The 18315-nt window shown below is 63.3% G+C and carries 16 protein-coding genes and 1 pseudogene; all 17 read right to left on the bottom strand.

The features are described from left to right. Positions 1-47: 47 nt before the first annotated feature. The 17 genes and pseudogenes from QF036_RS12785 to QF036_RS12865 all read right to left on the bottom strand — a co-directional run bounded on the left by QF036_RS12785 (position 48) and on the right by QF036_RS12865 (position 18070). Entirely contained in the window at positions 48-335 is a 288-nt protein-coding gene (locus QF036_RS12785; RefSeq protein WP_307102346.1) for a hypothetical protein, read from the bottom strand. Continuing rightward, on the bottom strand, positions 319-531 hold the full coding sequence (locus tag QF036_RS12790; RefSeq protein ID WP_307102348.1) for a hypothetical protein: 213 nt from the start codon (positions 529-531) through the stop codon (positions 319-321). Before QF036_RS12790 ends, QF036_RS12785 begins: the two co-directional genes overlap by 17 nt. A gap of 68 nt (positions 532-599) precedes the next feature. After that, a complete protein-coding gene (locus QF036_RS12795; RefSeq protein ID WP_307102350.1) occupies positions 600-2156 on the bottom strand; it encodes a glycoside hydrolase family 32 protein in 1557 nt (518 codons plus the stop codon). After that, a complete protein-coding gene (locus tag QF036_RS12800) occupies positions 2153-3238 on the bottom strand; it encodes an ATP-binding cassette domain-containing protein (protein ID WP_307102351.1) in 1086 nt (361 codons plus the stop codon). Before QF036_RS12800 ends, QF036_RS12795 begins: the two co-directional genes overlap by 4 nt. Then, entirely contained in the window at positions 3235-4197 is a 963-nt protein-coding gene (locus QF036_RS12805; protein ID WP_307105903.1) for an ABC transporter ATP-binding protein, read from the bottom strand. Before QF036_RS12805 ends, QF036_RS12800 begins: the two co-directional genes overlap by 4 nt. A 24-nt stretch (positions 4198-4221) precedes the next feature. Then, positions 4222-5133: pseudogene (locus tag QF036_RS12810) on the bottom strand (ABC transporter permease); the annotation flags it as partial. Positions 5134-5144: 11 nt separating this feature from the next. Further along, entirely contained in the window at positions 5145-6122 is a 978-nt protein-coding gene (locus QF036_RS12815) for an ABC transporter permease (protein ID WP_307105905.1), read from the bottom strand. A 107-nt stretch (positions 6123-6229) separates the two neighbouring features. After that, a complete protein-coding gene (locus tag QF036_RS12820) occupies positions 6230-7906 on the bottom strand; it encodes an ABC transporter substrate-binding protein (RefSeq protein ID WP_307102354.1) in 1677 nt (558 codons plus the stop codon). Positions 7907-7984: 78 nt separating this feature from the next. Beyond that, a complete protein-coding gene (locus QF036_RS12825; protein ID WP_307102356.1) occupies positions 7985-9058 on the bottom strand; it encodes a LacI family DNA-binding transcriptional regulator in 1074 nt (357 codons plus the stop codon). 127 nt (positions 9059-9185) lie between these two features. Continuing rightward, positions 9186-10712 carry a glycoside hydrolase family 32 protein gene (locus tag QF036_RS12830; protein WP_307102359.1) on the bottom strand — a complete coding sequence of 509 codons (1527 nt, stop codon included), beginning with the start codon at positions 10710-10712 and terminating at the stop codon, positions 9186-9188. A 23-nt stretch (positions 10713-10735) separates the two neighbouring features. After that, complete coding sequence (locus QF036_RS12835; RefSeq protein ID WP_307102361.1) at positions 10736-11647, bottom strand: carbohydrate ABC transporter permease; 912 nt, start codon at positions 11645-11647, stop codon at positions 10736-10738. Positions 11648-11655: 8 nt separating this feature from the next. Beyond that, a complete protein-coding gene (locus tag QF036_RS12840) occupies positions 11656-12585 on the bottom strand; it encodes a carbohydrate ABC transporter permease (protein WP_307102363.1) in 930 nt (309 codons plus the stop codon). Then, entirely contained in the window at positions 12582-14042 is a 1461-nt protein-coding gene (locus QF036_RS12845) for an extracellular solute-binding protein (protein ID WP_307102366.1), read from the bottom strand. Before QF036_RS12845 ends, QF036_RS12840 begins: the two co-directional genes overlap by 4 nt. Positions 14043-14244: 202 nt before the next feature. Then, the gene (locus tag QF036_RS12850) at positions 14245-15288 is read right to left on the bottom strand and encodes a LacI family DNA-binding transcriptional regulator (RefSeq protein WP_307102368.1); all 1044 of its coding nucleotides are present in this window, start codon (positions 15286-15288) and stop codon (positions 14245-14247) included. Between the two features lie 139 nt (positions 15289-15427). Then, positions 15428-16045 (bottom strand): TetR/AcrR family transcriptional regulator, encoded by a 618-nt coding sequence (locus tag QF036_RS12855; RefSeq protein ID WP_307102370.1) that lies wholly within the window; start codon positions 16043-16045, stop codon positions 15428-15430. Positions 16046-16156: 111 nt separating this feature from the next. Then, positions 16157-17023 (bottom strand): alpha/beta fold hydrolase, encoded by an 867-nt coding sequence (locus QF036_RS12860; RefSeq protein ID WP_307102372.1) that lies wholly within the window; start codon positions 17021-17023, stop codon positions 16157-16159. Between the two features lie 48 nt (positions 17024-17071). Next, positions 17072-18070 carry an NADP-dependent oxidoreductase gene (locus QF036_RS12865; protein WP_307102374.1) on the bottom strand — a complete coding sequence of 333 codons (999 nt, stop codon included), beginning with the start codon at positions 18068-18070 and terminating at the stop codon, positions 17072-17074. Positions 18071-18315: the final 245 nt, after the last annotated feature.

Below are 18315 nucleotides of genomic sequence, written 5' to 3' on the forward strand. Positions count from 1 at the left end.
CATTCTCCGCGTCTACGCTAATGCTGCGTTTCACCACCTGAGGAGCGTCAGACGGCGGCAGGGGAGGTCGGACGCTCCTCACGCTTGATGCTGGGTTGCGGTGATTCAGTGCGGTGAGGTTTCCTGCCGTTGGCGCTCGTGCGGAGGATCCAATGGGAGCTGCCGTCGTCAGCGGTCATGCGGAAGATATCAGGGCATTCCAGCACCCCCAGATCGGTGCGTACGAACTCGCCGACGCGCCGCCAGGATCGCAGGTCGGCGGATGTGTAGAAGCCGAGCTTTTGTCCCTCGGCGTTCACCATGAACCACCGCCCGCGGTCAGTGTCCCAGATCACTTCGGGATCGCGACGCCCCGGTCAGTGAACGCGACGTGGCCAGTGGTCGTCGCTCGGCGCCATGACGTGCCCCGCCGCCCCGCAGATAGTCAGCGTTATAGAGGTAGTAGTAGTGGTATTCCCCGTCAATGTAGATGGGGCGTGGAGGGTCGTTCTTCCAGTTGTCGGGGACGCTGAAGTGATAGGTCGGGCGCATTCGGCGTGATCCTTTTGAAATTGAGCCTTTTGATCCGGGGTCCGCTGTCCTTGGTGTACCGCCCGCGTTCAGGGGAAGAGGCTCCGGGTACCCTCATAGATTCCGGCCATGGTCCATGCGTCGAGGGAGAGTATCTGTACCGTGCCTTCGGCGGCAAGGCTGACGTGTTCCCCGCCCAGGGTGGGGTAGACGCGGGCTGTGAGCGGGATTCCGTTGGCAAAAATTTCGAGGGCGGATCGGTCCAAGATGACACGCAGGTGCACTCGTCCTTCGGGCATGGGGACGGGTCCGGACTTGTCTTCCACATCAACGGTTGGATCGAGGCTGCTTCGAGTGCGGTCCAAGCGGAGCGTGCCGTTGTTGGTGCCGTCAGTCGCCCTGCGCAGCTCGATTGTCGTTTCCTCGTTGGGGCTGGCGGAGGTGCACCTGTCCGTGGAGCTCAGTACACCTAGTCGCAGCAGGGCGCCCGGTGCGAGTTGGAGGTCCAGTTCGAGGTCGAGTTGCTTGCCGGACACGCCGATTTCCAAAGGCACCAGGGCGCCGGTCAACACCTGTCCGGGCAAACTGGCGTGGTCACGGCGCAGCTTTTTGATTTCTGGTGCGGGTGCGAAGCGGAGAGCGCCGTCGTCCCCGGGCGTGACGATTCGCGGCAGGCTCATGACCCCTGACCAGCCGGCTTCCACCATCGCGGCGTCGCTGCGGCCTTCCTGCATCCAGCCGAACATGACACGCCGGCCGGACTCATCCTGGAACGATTGCGGTGCGTAGAAGAAACGGCCGCCGTAGTCGAGGCGGTGCAGCGCCGCGGGCTTGAAGGTATCCCCGGCGTACCGGCCGGTCCAGTAGAGCGGGTGGAGGGTGTCGCCGTCGTTCCAGGCGGAGAAGACCAGCACGTCAGGCGAGCCGTCAGAAGGTGCAGACCCCAGCGAACCCTTCCCCGCCCGGAACAGGTCCACGCATTCCCACATGGTCCCCGTCCAGTCAGTGTCCGCAGGATCGCCATGCGAGGCATCGCCGATGAACAACGGCCCGATGTAATCCCACGACCGCAGATCTGACGACTCGTACAAAAACGCCGTACCGCCGCGCTGCCGAATGCCTGAACCCACCAACTGCCGCCACTTCGTTCCTTCACGCCAGACGCAGTGATCGCGGTACGCCGTGATGTCTGCGCCAACCGGCGGTGCTGCGATCACGGGATTTCCTGGGTCCTTGGTCCAGCTCAGCAGGTCCGGGGATCCTACGGCGACGCAGGGCAGCTCCTTGCCCTCGAGGCGCCCCGAATATACCAAGGTGGGCGTGCCGCAGTCGTTCACCAATACCCCGGACCAGCAGCCCTCGGCGTCGGGTCCTGCGGACGGTTCCAAAGCAACAGGCCGGTCCGTCCACGTGACGAGATCGGTGGTGGTGGCATGACCCCACTGGATGCGGCGGTGGAATGCGCCCTCCGGGTTGTACTGGTAGAAGAGGTGGTACGTGCCGTTCCATTGACTGACGCCGTTGGGATCGTTGAGCCAGCCGGCCGGCGACACGAAGTGGAAGCGCGGCCGGAGGGGATCGGCCTCGGCGCGGGCAACCAAGTCATCCTGAGGAACGGTGGCGAGCGGGTGGGTCAGTTCAGTCATGCGGAGGCCTTCATTTCAGTCCGTTCGGTAGTCACCGTCGGTTCGCCCGCCAGGGCATGGCCGGCGGCACCAACCCACGGCCGGTAGAGGTGGCAGCGCACCCAATGACGGTTTTCGGGGTCTTCGACCTGATGGCGCACGGGTTCTTCGGCCGAACAGGCCTGGTTCGGGTCGCCGTCGTAAGCGCAATTCGTCGAAGCCATGACCGCCTGCCGCAGTTCGGCCCGGCGGACGGGATCGTACGAGCCTGCCCGGGAGGGGTCCGGGACAGCCGAAACGAGGAGTTGGGTATAGGGGTGCGCGGGGTTTGACAGCAGGTCCAGGGACTCGCCTTCCTCAACGAGTTCCCCGGCGAACATGACCGCCGTCCGGTCCGCCAGGTAGCGGGCGGATGCGAGGTCGTGGGTGATGTAGAGCATGGAGATGCCCTGCTCGTCGCGGAGCTTGCGCATCAGGTTCAGCACGCCGATCCGGACGGAAACATCCAGCATGGAGGTGGGTTCGTCGGCCAGGATGACTTGTGGTTCAACGGCGAGGGCCCGGGCAATCGCAACGCGCTGGCGCTGACCGCCGGAGAGCTCGTGTGGATACGAGTTCAGCATGTCAGCCTGCAGGCCAACAGTGGTCATGAGTTCTTCGAGCCGCCGCTGGGTCTCCTCGTCGGAACCGCCGCTCTTGCCGTGGATCGCCAGCGAACGCCGCAGGAAATGCTCGATCCTGTGGGCCGGGTTCAGGGAACCGAAGGGGTCCTGGAAGACCATCTGCAGCTGGGAGCGGAACGCTCGGGATACTTGGTAACGGTCGCGTTTGAGGATGTCGACACCGTCGATCAGGATCGCGCCGGAGCTCGGCTTCTCGAGCCGGGCAACACAGCGGGCCAAGGTGCTCTTGCCGGAACCGGATTCCCCCACAAGCGCCACGATCTCCCCGCGGCCAAGAGTCAAGTCGACACCGTGCAAGGCGCGGACCGACTCGCGGGAGAACAGCCCTCCAACGGGGAACGACTTACCCAGGCTACGAATTTCGAGGGCCGGGGTGCTGGTGGTGGAACCAGCCGCCGGCGACGTTAGGGAGTGGCTCATCGTGCGGCTCCTGCCAGGTTTGCGGAATCAATCACTGAAGCGTCGGCACCAACCGGAGCCACGAAATGGCCGGGTGCCGCCTCGCTGAGGTCCGGGATGTTTCGGAACTTCACGCCGTCGGGCAGTCCCGTCAACGGAACCCGCGGGCCGGTGAGCGGCGGGAACGCGCCCATCAGCGCCTGGGTGTAGGGGTGGCGGGGGTTGGCGTAGACGTCCTGGGCCTTCGCGGTCTCCACGATCCTGCCGCCGTACATTACGGCCATGCGGTGCGAGAGTTCCACCATGAGCGACATGTCGTGCGTGATGAAGAGGACAGAGAAGCCGAGTTCGCGCTGAAGCTCCTTGATTTGCGCCATGATCTCTTGCTGCACCACCACGTCCAACGCGGTGGTGGGTTCGTCGAGGATCAACAGTGACGGCTTGAGGGCCACGGCCATCGCTATTACAGCCCGTTGACGCATGCCACCCGAGAGTTGGTGCGGGTAGGACTTGAGGCGCGCGGGGTCCATCCTCACGAGTTCCAGCAGTTCACCCGCGCGCCGCAGGGATTCCTTGCGGGAGTAACCGGCGTGGGTAGTGAAGATGTCCACAATCTGTTCGCCGATGGTCAGCACCGGATTGAGCGAGTTCATGGCCGACTGGAAGACCATGGCGACGTCCTGCCAGCGGAAGCGCCGCAGCTCCTCCGGGCTCATGGCCAGGACGTCCTTGCCGCCGAAGGAAATGCTGCCGCCTGCGATCTTCGCGGGATCCTTCAGGAGCCGCATGATCGAGTTGGCGATGGTGGACTTCCCACAGCCTGACTCGCCGGCGAGGCCGAACACCTCACCGGTGCCGATGCTGAAGGAAACGCGGTCTACGGCGGTGGTGGAGCGGGTGTCGCCGATGTATTTGACGGTGAGGTCCTTGACGTCCAGGACGGGTGCGTGGGAGCCGAAGGAAACTTGGGAGACTGTCATTTGGCGGCGCTCCTTTCGGTAATTTTTTGGGGTTTTGATCTTCCGCAGCCGCGGGTTCGTGACTTCGTCCACGGCGTAGTTGATGAGGGCCAAGGCGAACGCGACCAGTGCGATGCAGACGCCCGAGGGGACGAACACCCACCAGCTTCCGGTGAGCAGGGCGCCCTCGTTGCCGGCCCAGAAGAGGTTGTTGCCCCAGGACACCGTGCTGACATCGCCCAGTCCCAGGAACTCCAGGCCGGCCTGGGCGCCGATGCCGTAGATGACGCAGGCCAGCAGGGTCCCCATGACGATCGAGGCCATGTTCGGCAGGATCTCGCGGAACATGATCCGGCCCGCCCGTTCGCCGGACACCACGGCCGCGGCCACGAAGTCCTTAGAACGGATGGACAGTGCCTGCGACCGCAACACACGTGCCGATCCCGCCCACCCCGTGACGACGAGCACCAGGATCACGGTGCCCAGCCCCGGCGGAAGGAACGCGGCAAGGATGACCAGCAGCGGCAGGCCGGGAAGGAGCAGGAAGACGTTGGTTACCAGGGACAGTGCTTCGTCAATGAACTTGCCAAAGTACGCCGAGGCCAGGCCCACCAAAATGCCGATGAAGGTGGATGCGAAGCCCACAGTCAACCCGACGAACAGGGAACTGCGGGAGCCGTGGACAGTCAGTGCGAGGACGTCCTGTCCCTTGGCTGTAGTTCCCAGCCAGTGCTCGGCTGATGGTTCCAGGGAGGCCATGGCGGTGATCCGCGACGGGTCGCCGGGGAAAAGCACTGGTGCCAGGAGGGCCAGTGCGATGAAGACGAGCATCACGGCCATTCCCGCCAGGGCTTTCTTGTTGGTGAGGAGACCGTGGACGAAGCTGCGGTTGGGCTTGCGGGCAGCTGTGGTCTTGCCGGCCGTCTTGCCGGGCTGCTGCAGAATTGCGGTTGTCATGATCGGTTCCTCTAGTTGCTGCGCACGCGCGGGTCGAGGCGGACGTAAAGGATGTCCACCAGGAAGTTCGCCAGCAGCACTGCGGCGGTGATGGTCAGGAACAGGCCCTGCATGAGGGGGTAGTCGAGGCCTTGGACGGCGTTGAGGAGTTGGTAGCCTACGCCGGGGTAGGCGAACACCACCTCGGTGAGCAGCGCACCGCCCACCACGAAGCCCAGGCTCATGCCGAAGCTGGTCACGGACGGCAGCATGGCGTTGCGGGCGGCGTAGCGGAGCATGATGCGTCCGGGGCGCAGGCCTTTGGCCTCGGCCATGGTGATGTAGTCCTCGGAGTTGGTGGCAATCATGGTGTTGCGCATGCCGAGCATCCAGCCGCCCACCGAGACCAGCACGATCGTCAACGCGGGCAGCACCAGGTGCGCACCGGCGTCGGAGATGAACTCCCAGGTGAATCCGGGTTCCAGGCCGTCGCTGAACGCATGGCGCAGCGGGGACCAGCCCAGGATCACGCCGAACAGGTACAGGGCACCCATCGCGAGCCAGAAGTATGGGAACGAACCGATGAACACCAGCAGCGGCGGAAGCGCGGAGTCGATCGCGCCGCCGCGCCGCCAGGCGGCCATGATGCCCAGCAGGTTACCCGCGACGGCGGCAACCACCAGTGCGGTTCCGCCGAGCAGGAGGGTCCAGCCGATCTGGGACGAAATGACCTCGGTGACCGGGGTGGGGAAACGTGAGATGGATACGCCCATGTTGCCGGTGACGATGTTGTGCATGTAGTCGGCGTACTGCTCCCAGATGGGGCGGTCGTCGACGCCGAGGAGCTTGCGCAGCGCCTCCAGTTGTTCGGGCTGCATCTTGCCCTGGGTGCGGGCAAACATGCGGGAGACGGGGTCACCGGGCATGAAGCGCGGGAGCAGGAAATTCAGCGTGATGGATGCCCAGAAGGCGATCAGGTAGAAACCTAAACGGCGCAGGATGAAGCGCACGGTTTCCCTCCATTCGGGAATTGCGGAGATGGGGGCGGTATGCCCGGCGCGTAATCCGGCTCCGGGCATACCGGTCATGGGCCCCGCCAGGGGCTACAGCAGAACCGTTACTTGCGCGGTTCCAGTGTGGTCAGGACAAGCACCGTCGTGGCGGACCGGTCCGAGAGGGTTGCGTAGGCGTTCTCTTCGGTGGGCCAGCCGGTGAAGCGGGTGTCGTTGTAGGCGCCCCATTCCGGGCCGGAGAAGAGCGGCACCAGCGGTGCCACCTCGTTGTACTCCTCCTGGAGCTTGTAGGCGATGTCCTTCTGCTTGGTTTCGTCACCGCTCGCGGCGAATTCCTTCAGGAGGGCGTCGGCCTTCGGATCGCCGAAGCGGTGGTAGTTGTCGAAGGTCTTGGTCCCAACGGGCTTGACCGAGGCGGTGCCCATGGAGTTGTTGAAGTACTTGTACGGGCTGGGATCGTTGGCGCTCCAGACGATGCCGGAATCGAAGGTGCCCTGTTCGTAGCCGGCCACCACCGAGGCCCAGTCCGGGGAGTCCACCCTGGCAGTGACGCCCACGGCCTGCAGGTTCTGGGAGATCACGTTGGCCACGGAGAGCCAGTCGGAAGAGCTGGCGCCCACGGAAATCTTGAACTCGAAGGGCTTGCCGTCCTTGAGGGTGCGCTTGCCGTCGGCGCCCTTGGCGTAGCCTGCCTCGTCCAGCAGCTTGTTGGCTTCGTCCACGTTGAGCTTGGTCCAGCTGCAGTTGTCCTTGACAGCCGGGTTCTTCCAGTTCTCGTAATGGCCGGAGAGGCCGGTGCAGTCGGCGGGCTGGGCGTAGCCGCTCATGCCGATCTTGGTGACCTGGTCCCGGTCAACGGCCATGCTGAGCGCCTTGCGGACCTGGGGATCGTTGAACGGGGCCTTGGTGGTGTTGAGCTGCCAGTTGATCATGGCGCCCGTGGGCGGGAACCAATAGTGGCGGTGTTCCTTGTCCTTGGAGACGAAGGTCTTCTCGATGTTCGGAATGTATTGCGTGGCCCAGTCGACGTCGCCGTTCGCGGCGGCGAGGTTGGCTGCATCGTTGCCGGACATGGCCAGCATCTTGATGCCGGCGATCTTCTGCTTTTCCGGCTGCCAGTAGTTGGGGTTCTTCTTCAGTACGAAGGACTGGGCCTGGAAGGACTCCACCTCGGTGTACGGGCCGGTGCCCACGGGCTTGGCGTTGGCATCCTTGCCGGGATCCTTCACTGCGGACCAGACGTGCTTGGGCAGGATGGGGAGCTGCCCGACTTCGTAGAGGGCCGGTGACCACGGCGTGTTGAAGCTGAAGGTAACCTTGTTGCTTCCCTCGGCCGCGACCTCTTTCAGGTATTCGAAGCCGCCCTTGATCTTCTTCTGCAGCTGGAATGTCAGTACAACGTCCTCGGCCACGAGCGGCTTGCCGTCGGACCACTTCACGCCGTCCCGCAGGGTGAAGGTGACGGACTTGCCATCCTTGGCCACATCCCATTTGGTGGCGAGCCACGGCACCGCATCGCCCTTGAGCGGGTTGGAAATGAGCAGTGGCTCGTAGATTGCCTGCTGGACCATCGGGGTCACGGTGGGGGCGAAAGGGTTGAAGTTGCGGTCAAAGGTGCTCATGTCCTCACGCGGAATGGTGAGAAAGGCGCTGGCGTTTGCTGCGGCGTCGGTGCCGGCAGGCTTGTTGACGGTGGCTGCACAGCCGGTCAGCAGCAGTGCGCCTACCGCCAGCCCGGCCGCCGTCACGCGGGCAGCCCTCAGGAATCGGGGGTGTGTCATGATGGTTATCTCTTTCCTATCTTCATCAGCAAGGTGAAGGGGTGGGGGAGGGGTTGCTCTTCGCTATTGATTTCGCGGTCAGACCGAAGAGCGTTCTAGCAGCGGACAGTCGACTAATTGCTGGTCGGCAATTATCGGCTGTCCTGCTGTAAGAGCTGCGAGCGTCTGGACGCCCAGGGCGCCCATTTTTTCGAACGGCAACGCAACCGTGGTCAGCTTTGGCCTGAGGTAGGCCGCAATCAGTTCCTGGTTGTCGAAGCCGATCACGGCGATGTCTCCGGGGATGGTCAGGCCCCGTTCTTTGATGGCTTCGTAAGCGCCCATCGCCATGCGGTCGTTGAGGCAGAACAGGGCCGTCGGCCGGCCTTCCCCCTCGTTGTACCGGTCAAGAATCGTGCAGGCGGCCGCATAGCCGCCGTCCGCCGTCGCGTATCCCGAGACGACGAGTTCCGGGTCCAGTTCCAGCCCGGCCTCGGCGAGTGCTTCGCGGGCACCCGCCAGGCGGCCGACGGCGGCCGGAATGTCCGGATCCAGGTTGATCACTCCCATCCGGCGGTGGCCGGCCTGAAGCAAACGTTCGATGGCGACGCGGCCGCCCGCACGTTCGTCGGGGACAATCGAGGGCAGCTTTCCGTCCGCGTCGAAACAGTTGATGAGGACCGTGGGAACCTCGTTGGCACTCTTCGGAACGTGCACTCCCCGGTGGAATGTGGCGGCGTAGAGAACGCCTTCCACCCGCTGTTCCAGAAGCTTTTCAAAGGCGGCATCTTCCAGGCCCTGGTTGGGTCCTACAGCATCGGCCTGGTCGGAGGGCGCGATGAGCAGGAACTTGCGGTCCAACCAGGCCTGGTCCTGGGCGCCTTTGATGATGTCGACGGCGAACGGTGCCGTCACGATCTCGGTGACGATCCCGTACCAGTCACTGCGCTGGGATGCCAGCGCCCGTGCTCCGGCATTCGGGCGGTAGCCCAAGGCCTGAACAGCTTCGTTGATCCGGGCGCGGGTTTCCTCGGAGATGCTGGCATTTTCGCGGTTGCTCAGCACGAACGAGACCGCGGTCCGGGAAACGCCGGCGTGCTTGGCGACATCATTCATGGTGACACCCCGCTGCCGCGTAGCCCCGACGTGGTTCGAGGTGGTGGTCTTCGCCATTGAATGCTCCGGTGGTCGTCGGTGATGCTGTCATTGCAGGTAACGCGCGTTACTTGTGCGTGTGATCGAGGTTACGCGCGTTACTGGATCTCTGTCAAGGGGTGTTTTGAGGTGCTTTGGTGCTGCCCTATGCGAGCTGCGTGACCTGAATACTGTTGATGGTTGCCACGCCGCCGACGGCGTAAACGGCGAGGTCCGTGCTGGTCTCGGCCGGGAAGATCAGTTCGGTCATGGTGACCTGGCCGCCTTGGGCAAAGACTTCAACGGAGCAGCGGTCCACGTAGATGGTGAAGTCGTAGGATCCCTGCTTTGCCGGGAGGGGAGCGGTGTCGATGGAGGTGAAGGACGGGTGGAAGTCTGTCCTGCCGGATTCCCGCCGGTCCACGAAGAGTCTGGCTTGGCCGGGTTGGATGCCGACACGGGTTCCCTGCATGCCGTCTCCACGCAGGATGAGGCCGAATTCCTCGGCGCTTCCGGGGGTGAAGCTGACGTCAATACGCTGGACCGTGCCGGCCGCGCCGGCCAGAACCTGCACGCCGTCGTGGATGGTGGTTCCGGAAAGGCAGAATGACTCCGGGCCGGCCAGGGCAGTCCAATCAGCCGCGGGCTGCTGGACCAGGGACAGGTTTCCGTCGTTGGTCTGGAGTGAAATTTCCCGGGCGAGGCTCATGGGACTGCGCCAGGGTGCGGTGGGGATGTGGTTGGCGTACTCCCAGTTGTTCATCCAGGCGATCATGAGGCGGCGGTTGTCCGGGGCGTCGCTGAAGGAGACGGCGGCGTAGTAGTCCCGGCCCCAGTCCAGCCACCGGTATTCGCCCAGCCGGTCAGGGTCCTGGGGGCCTTCAGTTATCGTGCTGGCGGAGGTGAATGCGGTTCCGTCGAAGTCGCCGATGAAGTATTGGCCGGCTGAGCCGTTGTTGGGCCCGCCGGGATTGAGGTTGACGGTGAGGACCCACTTGAGGTTTTCCGGGTCGCCGTCCACGGGAAGGGGAAACAGGTCGGGGCATTCCCAGATGCCGCCGGTGGCGTTGGCGGGGCCGAAGGTGCTCAGCAGTTCCCAGTTCTTCAGGTCGTCGGATTTGTACAGGACCACCTGGAAGTCTTTGGCTTCGACGGCGACCATCACCCAGTAGCTGCCCGCGTCGCCGTCGTACCGGAAAACTTTGGGGTCGCGGAACTCGGCGGACCCGCGGTTAAGCACGGGGTTGCCTGTGTGTTTTGTCCAGGTGTAGCCCCCGTCCAGGCTGTAGGCCAGGGACTGCGCCTGGATGCCCTCATGCACGGAGCCCGGTTTGTAGGCGCTGGTGTAGATCGCCACGAGGGGGGCAATGGACCCGCTGCCGAATCCGCTGGTGTTGTGGCGGTCATAGACGATGCTGCCGGAAAAGATGTCTTCGTTCTCGTCACAGGTGATGGCGACGGGGTGTTCGGTCCAGGTCAGCAGGTCGGTAGATGTGGCGTGGCCCCAGGACATGTTTCCCCAGACGTTTCCCAGCGGGTTGTTCTGGTAATAGAGGTGATAGATGCCTTCATGAAAAATCAGGCCGTTGGGATCATTGAGCCAGGTGTCTTTGGCGGTGTAGTGCAGGGCCGGGCGGTAGCAGTCTGCCGTGGCTGCCGTGGCTGCCGTGCTAATCGGGGTAAGTGTATCCATGAGGTTCCTTTCGAAGGTCTGTTTTATTTGCTCGCGCCGGCCGTGAGGCCTTCGCGCAGGGTGCGTTGGCCGAAGATAAAGACGACCAGTGCGGGCAGCATGGACAGGATCACGCCGGCGAGGACCACGGAGATACTTCCGGTGCCGAGGTTGCCTTGGAGCGTGACCAGGCCGAGGGGAAGAGTGAAGTTCTGTTCGCTGATAGTGAGGATCAGCGGCCGGAAGAACTCGTTCCAGTGGAAGTTGAAGGCAAGGATCCCGACGATCGCCATGCCGGGGACCGCCAACGGTACGTAAACGGAACGGAAGATCCGCCATGGTCCGGCACCATCCAGGGCGGCCGCTTCCGCGAAATCATTTGGAAGGCCCAGGAAGTATTGGCGCATCAGGAACGTGCCGAAGGCGGTAGGAATGGCCGGCAGGATCAGGGCCAGCAGGGTATCGGACAGACCCATTCCTCGGATGAGCATGAACACCGGGACGATGGTGACCTGCACCGGGACCATCATGGTGGCCAGCACCAACGAGAAGATGGCCTTCTTGCCGCGGAAGTCCAGACGGGCGAACGCGTAGCCGGCCAGCGTGGCGGAAGCCATTTGGCCAAGCGCGATCAGCCCGGTCACCAGGGCGCTGTTCAGGACCAGGAGGCCCACGTTGATCTGCCTGAACACCTCCTGGTAGGCGGTGAAGTCAGGATTGATGGGCAGGAAGGACGGCGGCAGGTTGAATGATTCCGACGGCGCCCGCAGTGAGGTGGACAGGGTCCACAGGACAGGACCGAGGGTCAGCGCGGCCGCTACGGCCAAAGCGGTGAAGCGACCGACGGTTCCAGCAGCGGGCAGGCGGCGGTTGCGGTAGCGCCTGTTGATAGTCGGCGTGCCGGTGGTGGAACCGGAATGCTTGTCGGTCCCGGTGTGCAGGGTCTGGCTGGACATGAGGGGCCTCACTGGTAGAAGACGAAGCGGCGGCTAAGACGGAACTGCAGGGCGGTGACGGCAAGGATCAGCACGGTGAGTACCAGGCCGATGGCCGAAGCTTCGCCGAACTCCAGTTGCTGGAAGGCGGATTCAAAAATCACCATGACGGCGGTGCGGGTGGAATCCCCAGGACCGCCGTTGGTCAGGACGTAGGGCTGGTCGAAGACCTGCAGTGCACTGATGATTGCCATGACGGAGGCGACGAGCACCGTGGGACTGATCAGCGGAAGGGTCACATTGCTGAACTGTTTCCAGCCTGTGGCGCCGTCCAGGTTCGCTGCCTCGTGCAGTTCCTTGGGAATGTTGGTCAGGGCACCGAGGAAGAGCAGAAAGGAGAACCCGAAGTTCTGCCATACATAGACCAAAACCACGACGGCGGCGGATGCCACGGGACTGGTCAGCCATGGCACTGCGGGAATGCCGATCAGGGAAAGGAGCCAGTTCACGACGCCGAACTGTTCGTTGAACATGTACCGCATGAAGATGGACACCGACGCGGCGGAAAGGACCAGGGGAAAGAAGAAAGTGGAACGAAGGAATACCCTCAGCCAGGACGGCATTCTGGCCTGCAGCATGGAAGCCAGACCAAGTGCGATGCCCAGTTGAAGGATCACTGCGACGATGACGAACACGATGGTGTTCAGGAAGGACACGCGGACGGTGGGGTCCTCAGCCAGCGAGGCGAAGTTGGCGAAACCGACGAACTGGGGTGCTGAAATGATGTCCCAGCGGAAGAAGGCAAGGACCAGCGAGCCGATGATTGGCAGGAAGGTGAATAGGGCCATCCCCAGCAGCGTGGGGGCAAGGAAAATCATGGCCAGCCACCGCTCGACGAACGAGCGGCGCGCGGCCGGTGGTTTTACGGTTTGGCGTGGAGCGGTGGAAGTGGTGGTCAAGAGTTCCTCCTCAGAGCCAGTTCGAGATCGCGCTGAAGGGTGCCCATCGCCGCCCGCACGTCGGCGGAGCTGCCGCTTACAGCGGTGGAAACGTTTTTCATTAGGGCAGTTTCGACGGCGGCCTGCTGAGGCGGCGCGGGGATGGGGCCGGAGGTGGGGAACCTGTCCAGGGTGTCGTAGAAGACTTTCCAATGCTTGGGCCCGGTGGCCGCGTAAAAGGACTCGTTGACCATCGAACGGCGGGTCGGAGTGGTGTTCGGCTTGGCAATGGCCAACTGCATCGCGTCCCGGCTGGAGCAGAACTTAACCCATTCCCAGGCTGCGTCCTTGTCCTTCGCCGTGCGCATAATCGCGTAGCCGGCAGCGCCGAACTGATGCCGCTGGGTGCGCCAGCGGGGGAAGAACTGCACATCGAACTGATCGGCGGTCATTCCGGCATCGTGCAGGCCCTGCGCCCAGTAACCACCTGCCGGCGTGGTGCCGATGCGGTTGTTGCCGAACAAGCCAACCAGGGCGTTGCCGCCCCCTGATTCAGGGCGCACGCCCAGTCCTTCCGCAACGAGTTCGCGCAGGTAGTCAAAGGTCTCGATGACACGCCCGTCTTCGGCGTTGGGAGCCAGCCACTGATAGCCGCCCCCGCGGGTCGCCCGGGCTGGGTCGTTCGGGTAAAAACGATCCCAAAACCAGTCCCCACCGGCAGCCTTGGTTTCGGTAAGGAAGCTGGTGTCATTGGCGTACAGCCAGGGCACTACGCCGCCGAAAAGCCGGTTGGTCCAGTAGTACGGGGTGAAATCGGCCGGGCGGGCCTTCCGCAGGGCGCGCAGAGTGGCGCTAAAGTCATCCTGCGTCCAGTCGTCCTTTGGCCGGTCGAGCCCGGCCTGGGCGAAGGTGGTGGTGTTCATATACATGTTGGCCGCGTTCCAGTCCAGCGGAAGCTGGTACAGGCTGCCTTGGTACATGAAGGCTTCCAGCAGGCTCGGATGAACGTCATCGAAGTAATCGCTCATGTCGGCAGCGTCCCGGCGGACATAATCATCCAGCGGCTCGGCGAGCTTGTCAGCGAACAGCTGGGCGCCCTCGGTGGCCACGTAGACGATATCCGGCGGTGTTCCGGCGGCGACCATGGTGAGAATTTTGGAAAAGAAATCCTTCCAGTCCGCCCCCTGAATGGCCTGCACTTGGACCGGGATATCAGGATGGGCGGCCGTAAAAGCCTTGACCAGACCCTGGCGGGCCGCCGCATCCGCTGCCGTTCCCAGGATGGCGATTTTCAGGCCCTTGCTGCCGCGGCCCGGAATGTCCGTCCCGGTCAGTCGTGGCCAGGCCCCCACGGTGGCTCCCGCCACAGCGAGTCCCGTAAGGCCCAGCAAGGAACGCCGCGTGAGTTGTGAAAGTCCGCCGCCGGGCCGCGGGGCATGTAAGGGGGCTGGTTGCCCCGGTGTCTTTTCAGACGTCATTGTCGGCTCCTCCTAACACGTGTTAAGTAGGTTAGGTAAGGCACCTAACACGTGTCAAGTAAGACGTTTGCTGTTTGTACAAACTGAAGTGCCGGGATGATGGTCTGTTCAACATGCCGGGGATAGAGGGCCCCGCCGGAGGCTGGATCAGGTCATTCCTGTTGTGAGGTTTCAGCAGCGCAGCGCTTGGACGTCGGCCTGGTCAGCTGGCCGGAACCGCTGCGGTGGAAGCCCGCGGGATGATCCGGCAGGGCATGTGGACGGTTCCTGCTTCCGTTTTCCCCGCTGCCGAGACTTTTCCTTCCACCGCATCCAACAGCAGGGACATGGCCGCTGCTCCGATTTCGGCGTGCGGAAGCGCCACCGTGGTCAGGGCGGGAACAAGGTTGGCGGCAAGATTCTGCTGGTCGTCGTAGCCGACCACGGACAGATCCTGCGGTACGCGCAGACCTGCGGCAGCCGCGTACAGCAAAACACCGGTGGCCACCCTGTCGTTAGAACAAATGATGGCCGTCGGCCGGTCCCTGCCGCCCAGCACCGAGGAAGCGGCCCGGTAGCCCTCATCAATGTCCCATCCGGTCACACGGACGTCCTGCTGTTCACGGCCCAGCCCCGCCTCTTCCATGGCCTCGCGGTAACCCTGTTCGCGTTGCGGGGCGGCAGGTGAGCTGAGAGTCCCGGATAACAGGGTGATGCGGCGGTGGCCCAGGTCAATCAGTAGCTGTGCCGCGGCGCGCCCGCCGTCGACCTCTGCCGGAATTACCGACTGGAGCTGGGAGGCGACATCAGTGCAATTGGCCAGAATGGCTGGCAAGGTGAGCATCGCCGGCGGGGCGGTAATTTCGCGCAGGCTGCCGGTGGCGTACATGATCCCGTCTACCTGCCGGTGCACGAGTTGCTGTGCCGCGGCGCTCTCGCGGGCCATGTCATGTTCCGAATCGACCACCAGGACCATGTACCCGCGGGCCAACGCCGTACGTGAGGCGCCGCTGATCAGCCGACCAGCGAAGGGGCTGGTGACGATGTCATCAGTAATGATGCCGATCGTTGATGTCTGCTGGTTGCGCAGGCTGAGGGCAACGGAGTTGGGTGTGTAGTCCAGCTCCGCCGCGGCTCGCAGCACGCGCTCCTGGCGTTCTGCGGTGACGTTGCCGTTTGCCCTGCCGTTAAGCACCAGTGATACTGCACTCCGGGACACCCCTGCCCGTTGTGCCACATCCAGTGCCGTAGCTTTGCGTTTGCCCATGCCGATCCCCTTGCTTTCGATTCAGCATACCTAACTCGTGTGAGGCTAGGAGATGCCCGTCCGAGTGCCCCTTTCGCAGCCCGGGTGGAACGAAACAGTGGTGGTCCGACGGCTGCTCACGGCCTTTCGCTTCTCGGGGTCAGGAGGTTCTTGCGCCAGGGGGGAGGAGCAGTCGGATCTGGGTCCTGATGTCCTGCACGATTTCCTCGACGCTTACGGCGGGATTCGCACTCACTGCCATGCTGAGGAACATGACCGCCGAGACGATGCGCGCGTTGGTTGCGGCATCCCCGGCATTGAAAAGTCCATTGCGGCCCAATACGGCAGCGATGGCCTCTTCGGTTTGCGCGACAATCCGTAGGGCTTCACTGTGGTGTGGCTCCGTCGGGTCGCCGAAGACCATCTCCCGCAGGTAGGTGCGCCCATTGTCGACCTGGGTGCGGTTGCATTCCACCACAGGCTGCACGATGGCCATCAGCGCATCCAGAACATCAGGAATGGTTTCAGCAGCAGCCCGGCCCCGCTCAAGAGCTTCAACGTAATGAGCGTTCTGCACGAGCAGGAGGAGCTCTCCCTTTGTCTTTGCGTAGAGGAACAGGGTTCCGGTGCCAATGTCGGCCTTATCGGCGATCTGTTGCGTTGTCACATCCTCGACGCCGTGTTCTGCGAACAGCTCGCTGGCTGCGGCAGTGATGCGGTCCAGCTTCTGCTGCTTGTTCCGCTCGCGCCGTCCGACCGGCTGGGGAGCGACAGACATGAATGGTTCCTCCAGGAATAAACTGATTGGACTCGATTATGAGCATAAACTCCCGGCAGTGCCCAAAGTCATTCGTACGAGATGCCCGTGTTCTTGTCGCGGGCGTGCCGATCAGTTGTCGAGGAAGTCGACGGCGGCGGGGGCGAACTTGGCGTGGTATTGGAAGATGCCGCCGTGGCCGGAGTCGGGGTAGATGATCAGTTCTGATCCTTTGATGCGGCGGTGCAGGTCCTCGGAGAGGACGGACGGCACCATGCGGTCGTTGTCGCCGTTGGCGATAAGCGTGGGCTGGGTGAGTTTCGATAGATCCGACGGGGCGGAGCGGCCGAACTTCTGGATTGCCTTCAATTGAGTCTGGAACGCCCTGGTGCTGATCAGCTTGTCGCGGTCGGCGGTGCGCTCCTGAAGGCGCTTGATGAACGCCTTCGCGGCGTGCCTGCCGGCGGTGTTGCGGTTAAAGAACAGGTACTCCTTCGGGTCCGACCGTGTCAGGGTTGCGCGGAGGAAGTCCCGGTAGGTGGTGCCGACGACCTTATCCATGTTCTTGCCTCCTCGTGGCCCAGTGCCTGCCAGGACGAGTTTGCGGACTAGGTCGGGGTGCTTGAGGACAAGGTCTTGGGCGATCATGCCGCCCATCGAGAAGGAGAAAATGTCGATCTTGTCGATGCCGAGCGCCGTGATGAAGGTGTAGGCGTCGTCTGCCATAGCCTCGATGCTGTCCGGAACCTGACCAGTGGACGTGCCGACACCGCGCTGGTCGAAGGTGATGACGTGGCGGTTCTTTGCGATGGGATCGATGATGCGAGGGTCCCAGTTGTCCAGCGTCGCGGCGAGGTGCACGAAGAACACCACGGGGATCCCGCCCTTGGGTCCCAGCTCGCGGTAGGCGTAGGTGACGCCACCGGTAGTGATCATGTGGGCCTTTGCGTTCGCGTATGAGGTGGCGACGGAGTCGTTCTGGGTGTCGGTGTTGTCCATTGCGGGTTTTCTCCTGGATGGTCTGTTGGGTGAATGGCCGACGGCGGGTCAGCCGGCGAGGGTGATCACGGCTTTCCCGCGGATTCCGCCCTTGGCAAGGGATTGCAGTGCATGCGGCGTGTCGCCGAAATCGAAGACCTTCCCCACGACTGGGCGCAGCACGCCGTGGTCCACCAGGGCACTGATCTGGCGCAGCTGGTCGCCACTGGCACGCATAAAGAGGAACTCATAGCCGACGCCGAGCTTCTTCGCCTGCTTTCGGATTTTGCTGCTGAGCGCCCTGGTGGCAAGGCGCAGCACGGGATTCAGTCCGGCGTTGCGCGCGAACGCCGGGTCCGGCGGGCCGGAGATCCCGATCGCCTTGCCACCGGGATTGAGGATGCGCAGTGACTTCTCGAGATTCTCCCCGCCGAGGCTGTCGAGCACGAGGTCGTACCCGGTGAGGAGCTGCTCGAAGTCCTGGGTGCGATAGTCGATGACCGTGTCCGCCCCGAGGTCGCGCACGAAGCCGGTATTTGGCCCGCTCACGGTGGTCGCAACAGACGCGCCGAGGTGCTTGGCGAGTTGGATCGCGATCGACCCGACCCCGCCGGCACCTGCGTGGATGAGAACTTTCTGCCCGCGCTGCACGTTGCCCTGCTCGACGAGGGCTTGCCATGCCGTAAGCGCAACGAGTGGCAGTGAGCCGGCCTCCTCCATGCTGGCCGATGCGGGTTTCAGCGCCAGATCTTCCTCGGCGACGGCGATGTGCTCGGCGAACGTGCCGATGCGGGCCGTCGCGGGGCGGGCGTAGACCTGGTCGCCGGGCTTAAACTCCCGCACTTTCGCCCCCACGCGGATCACGGTGCCGGCGACGTCGTGGCCAAGGACCAGTTGGAGCTTGTAGGGGAGGATCTGCCTGAACTCACCCAGTCGGATCTTCTCATCCAACTGGTTCAAGCCCGCCGCCTCTACGCGGACTAGAACATCTCGGTCCCCGACGATTGGCTCAGCGACCTCCGCTTCGCGCAGTGGCTCCCTGTACTTGGTGACGACGAACGCTCGCATGCCGTGATGCTCCTTCCGGGTGGGGTGTTGGCCGGTGGTTGCTGCTATTGGCGCAGTGATATTTCGCGGGCAATCCTGTCGCGCTTGTGCACGTTGTCCATACCGGCACTCTTGGAATGGGGGTCTGTATATTGACCCTAATCAATTATGATTATACTCAGATTTCTGGTCAAGGTGAACCTCTTCGGCCGACGTGCGGGTTTTGAGCAGGGTGATTGACTTCTCCGCTGCTCGAAGTTGCCCAT

The organism is Arthrobacter globiformis (assembly GCF_030817195.1).
In the GTDB taxonomy this organism is placed as follows: domain Bacteria; phylum Actinomycetota; class Actinomycetes; order Actinomycetales; family Micrococcaceae; genus Arthrobacter; species Arthrobacter globiformis_D.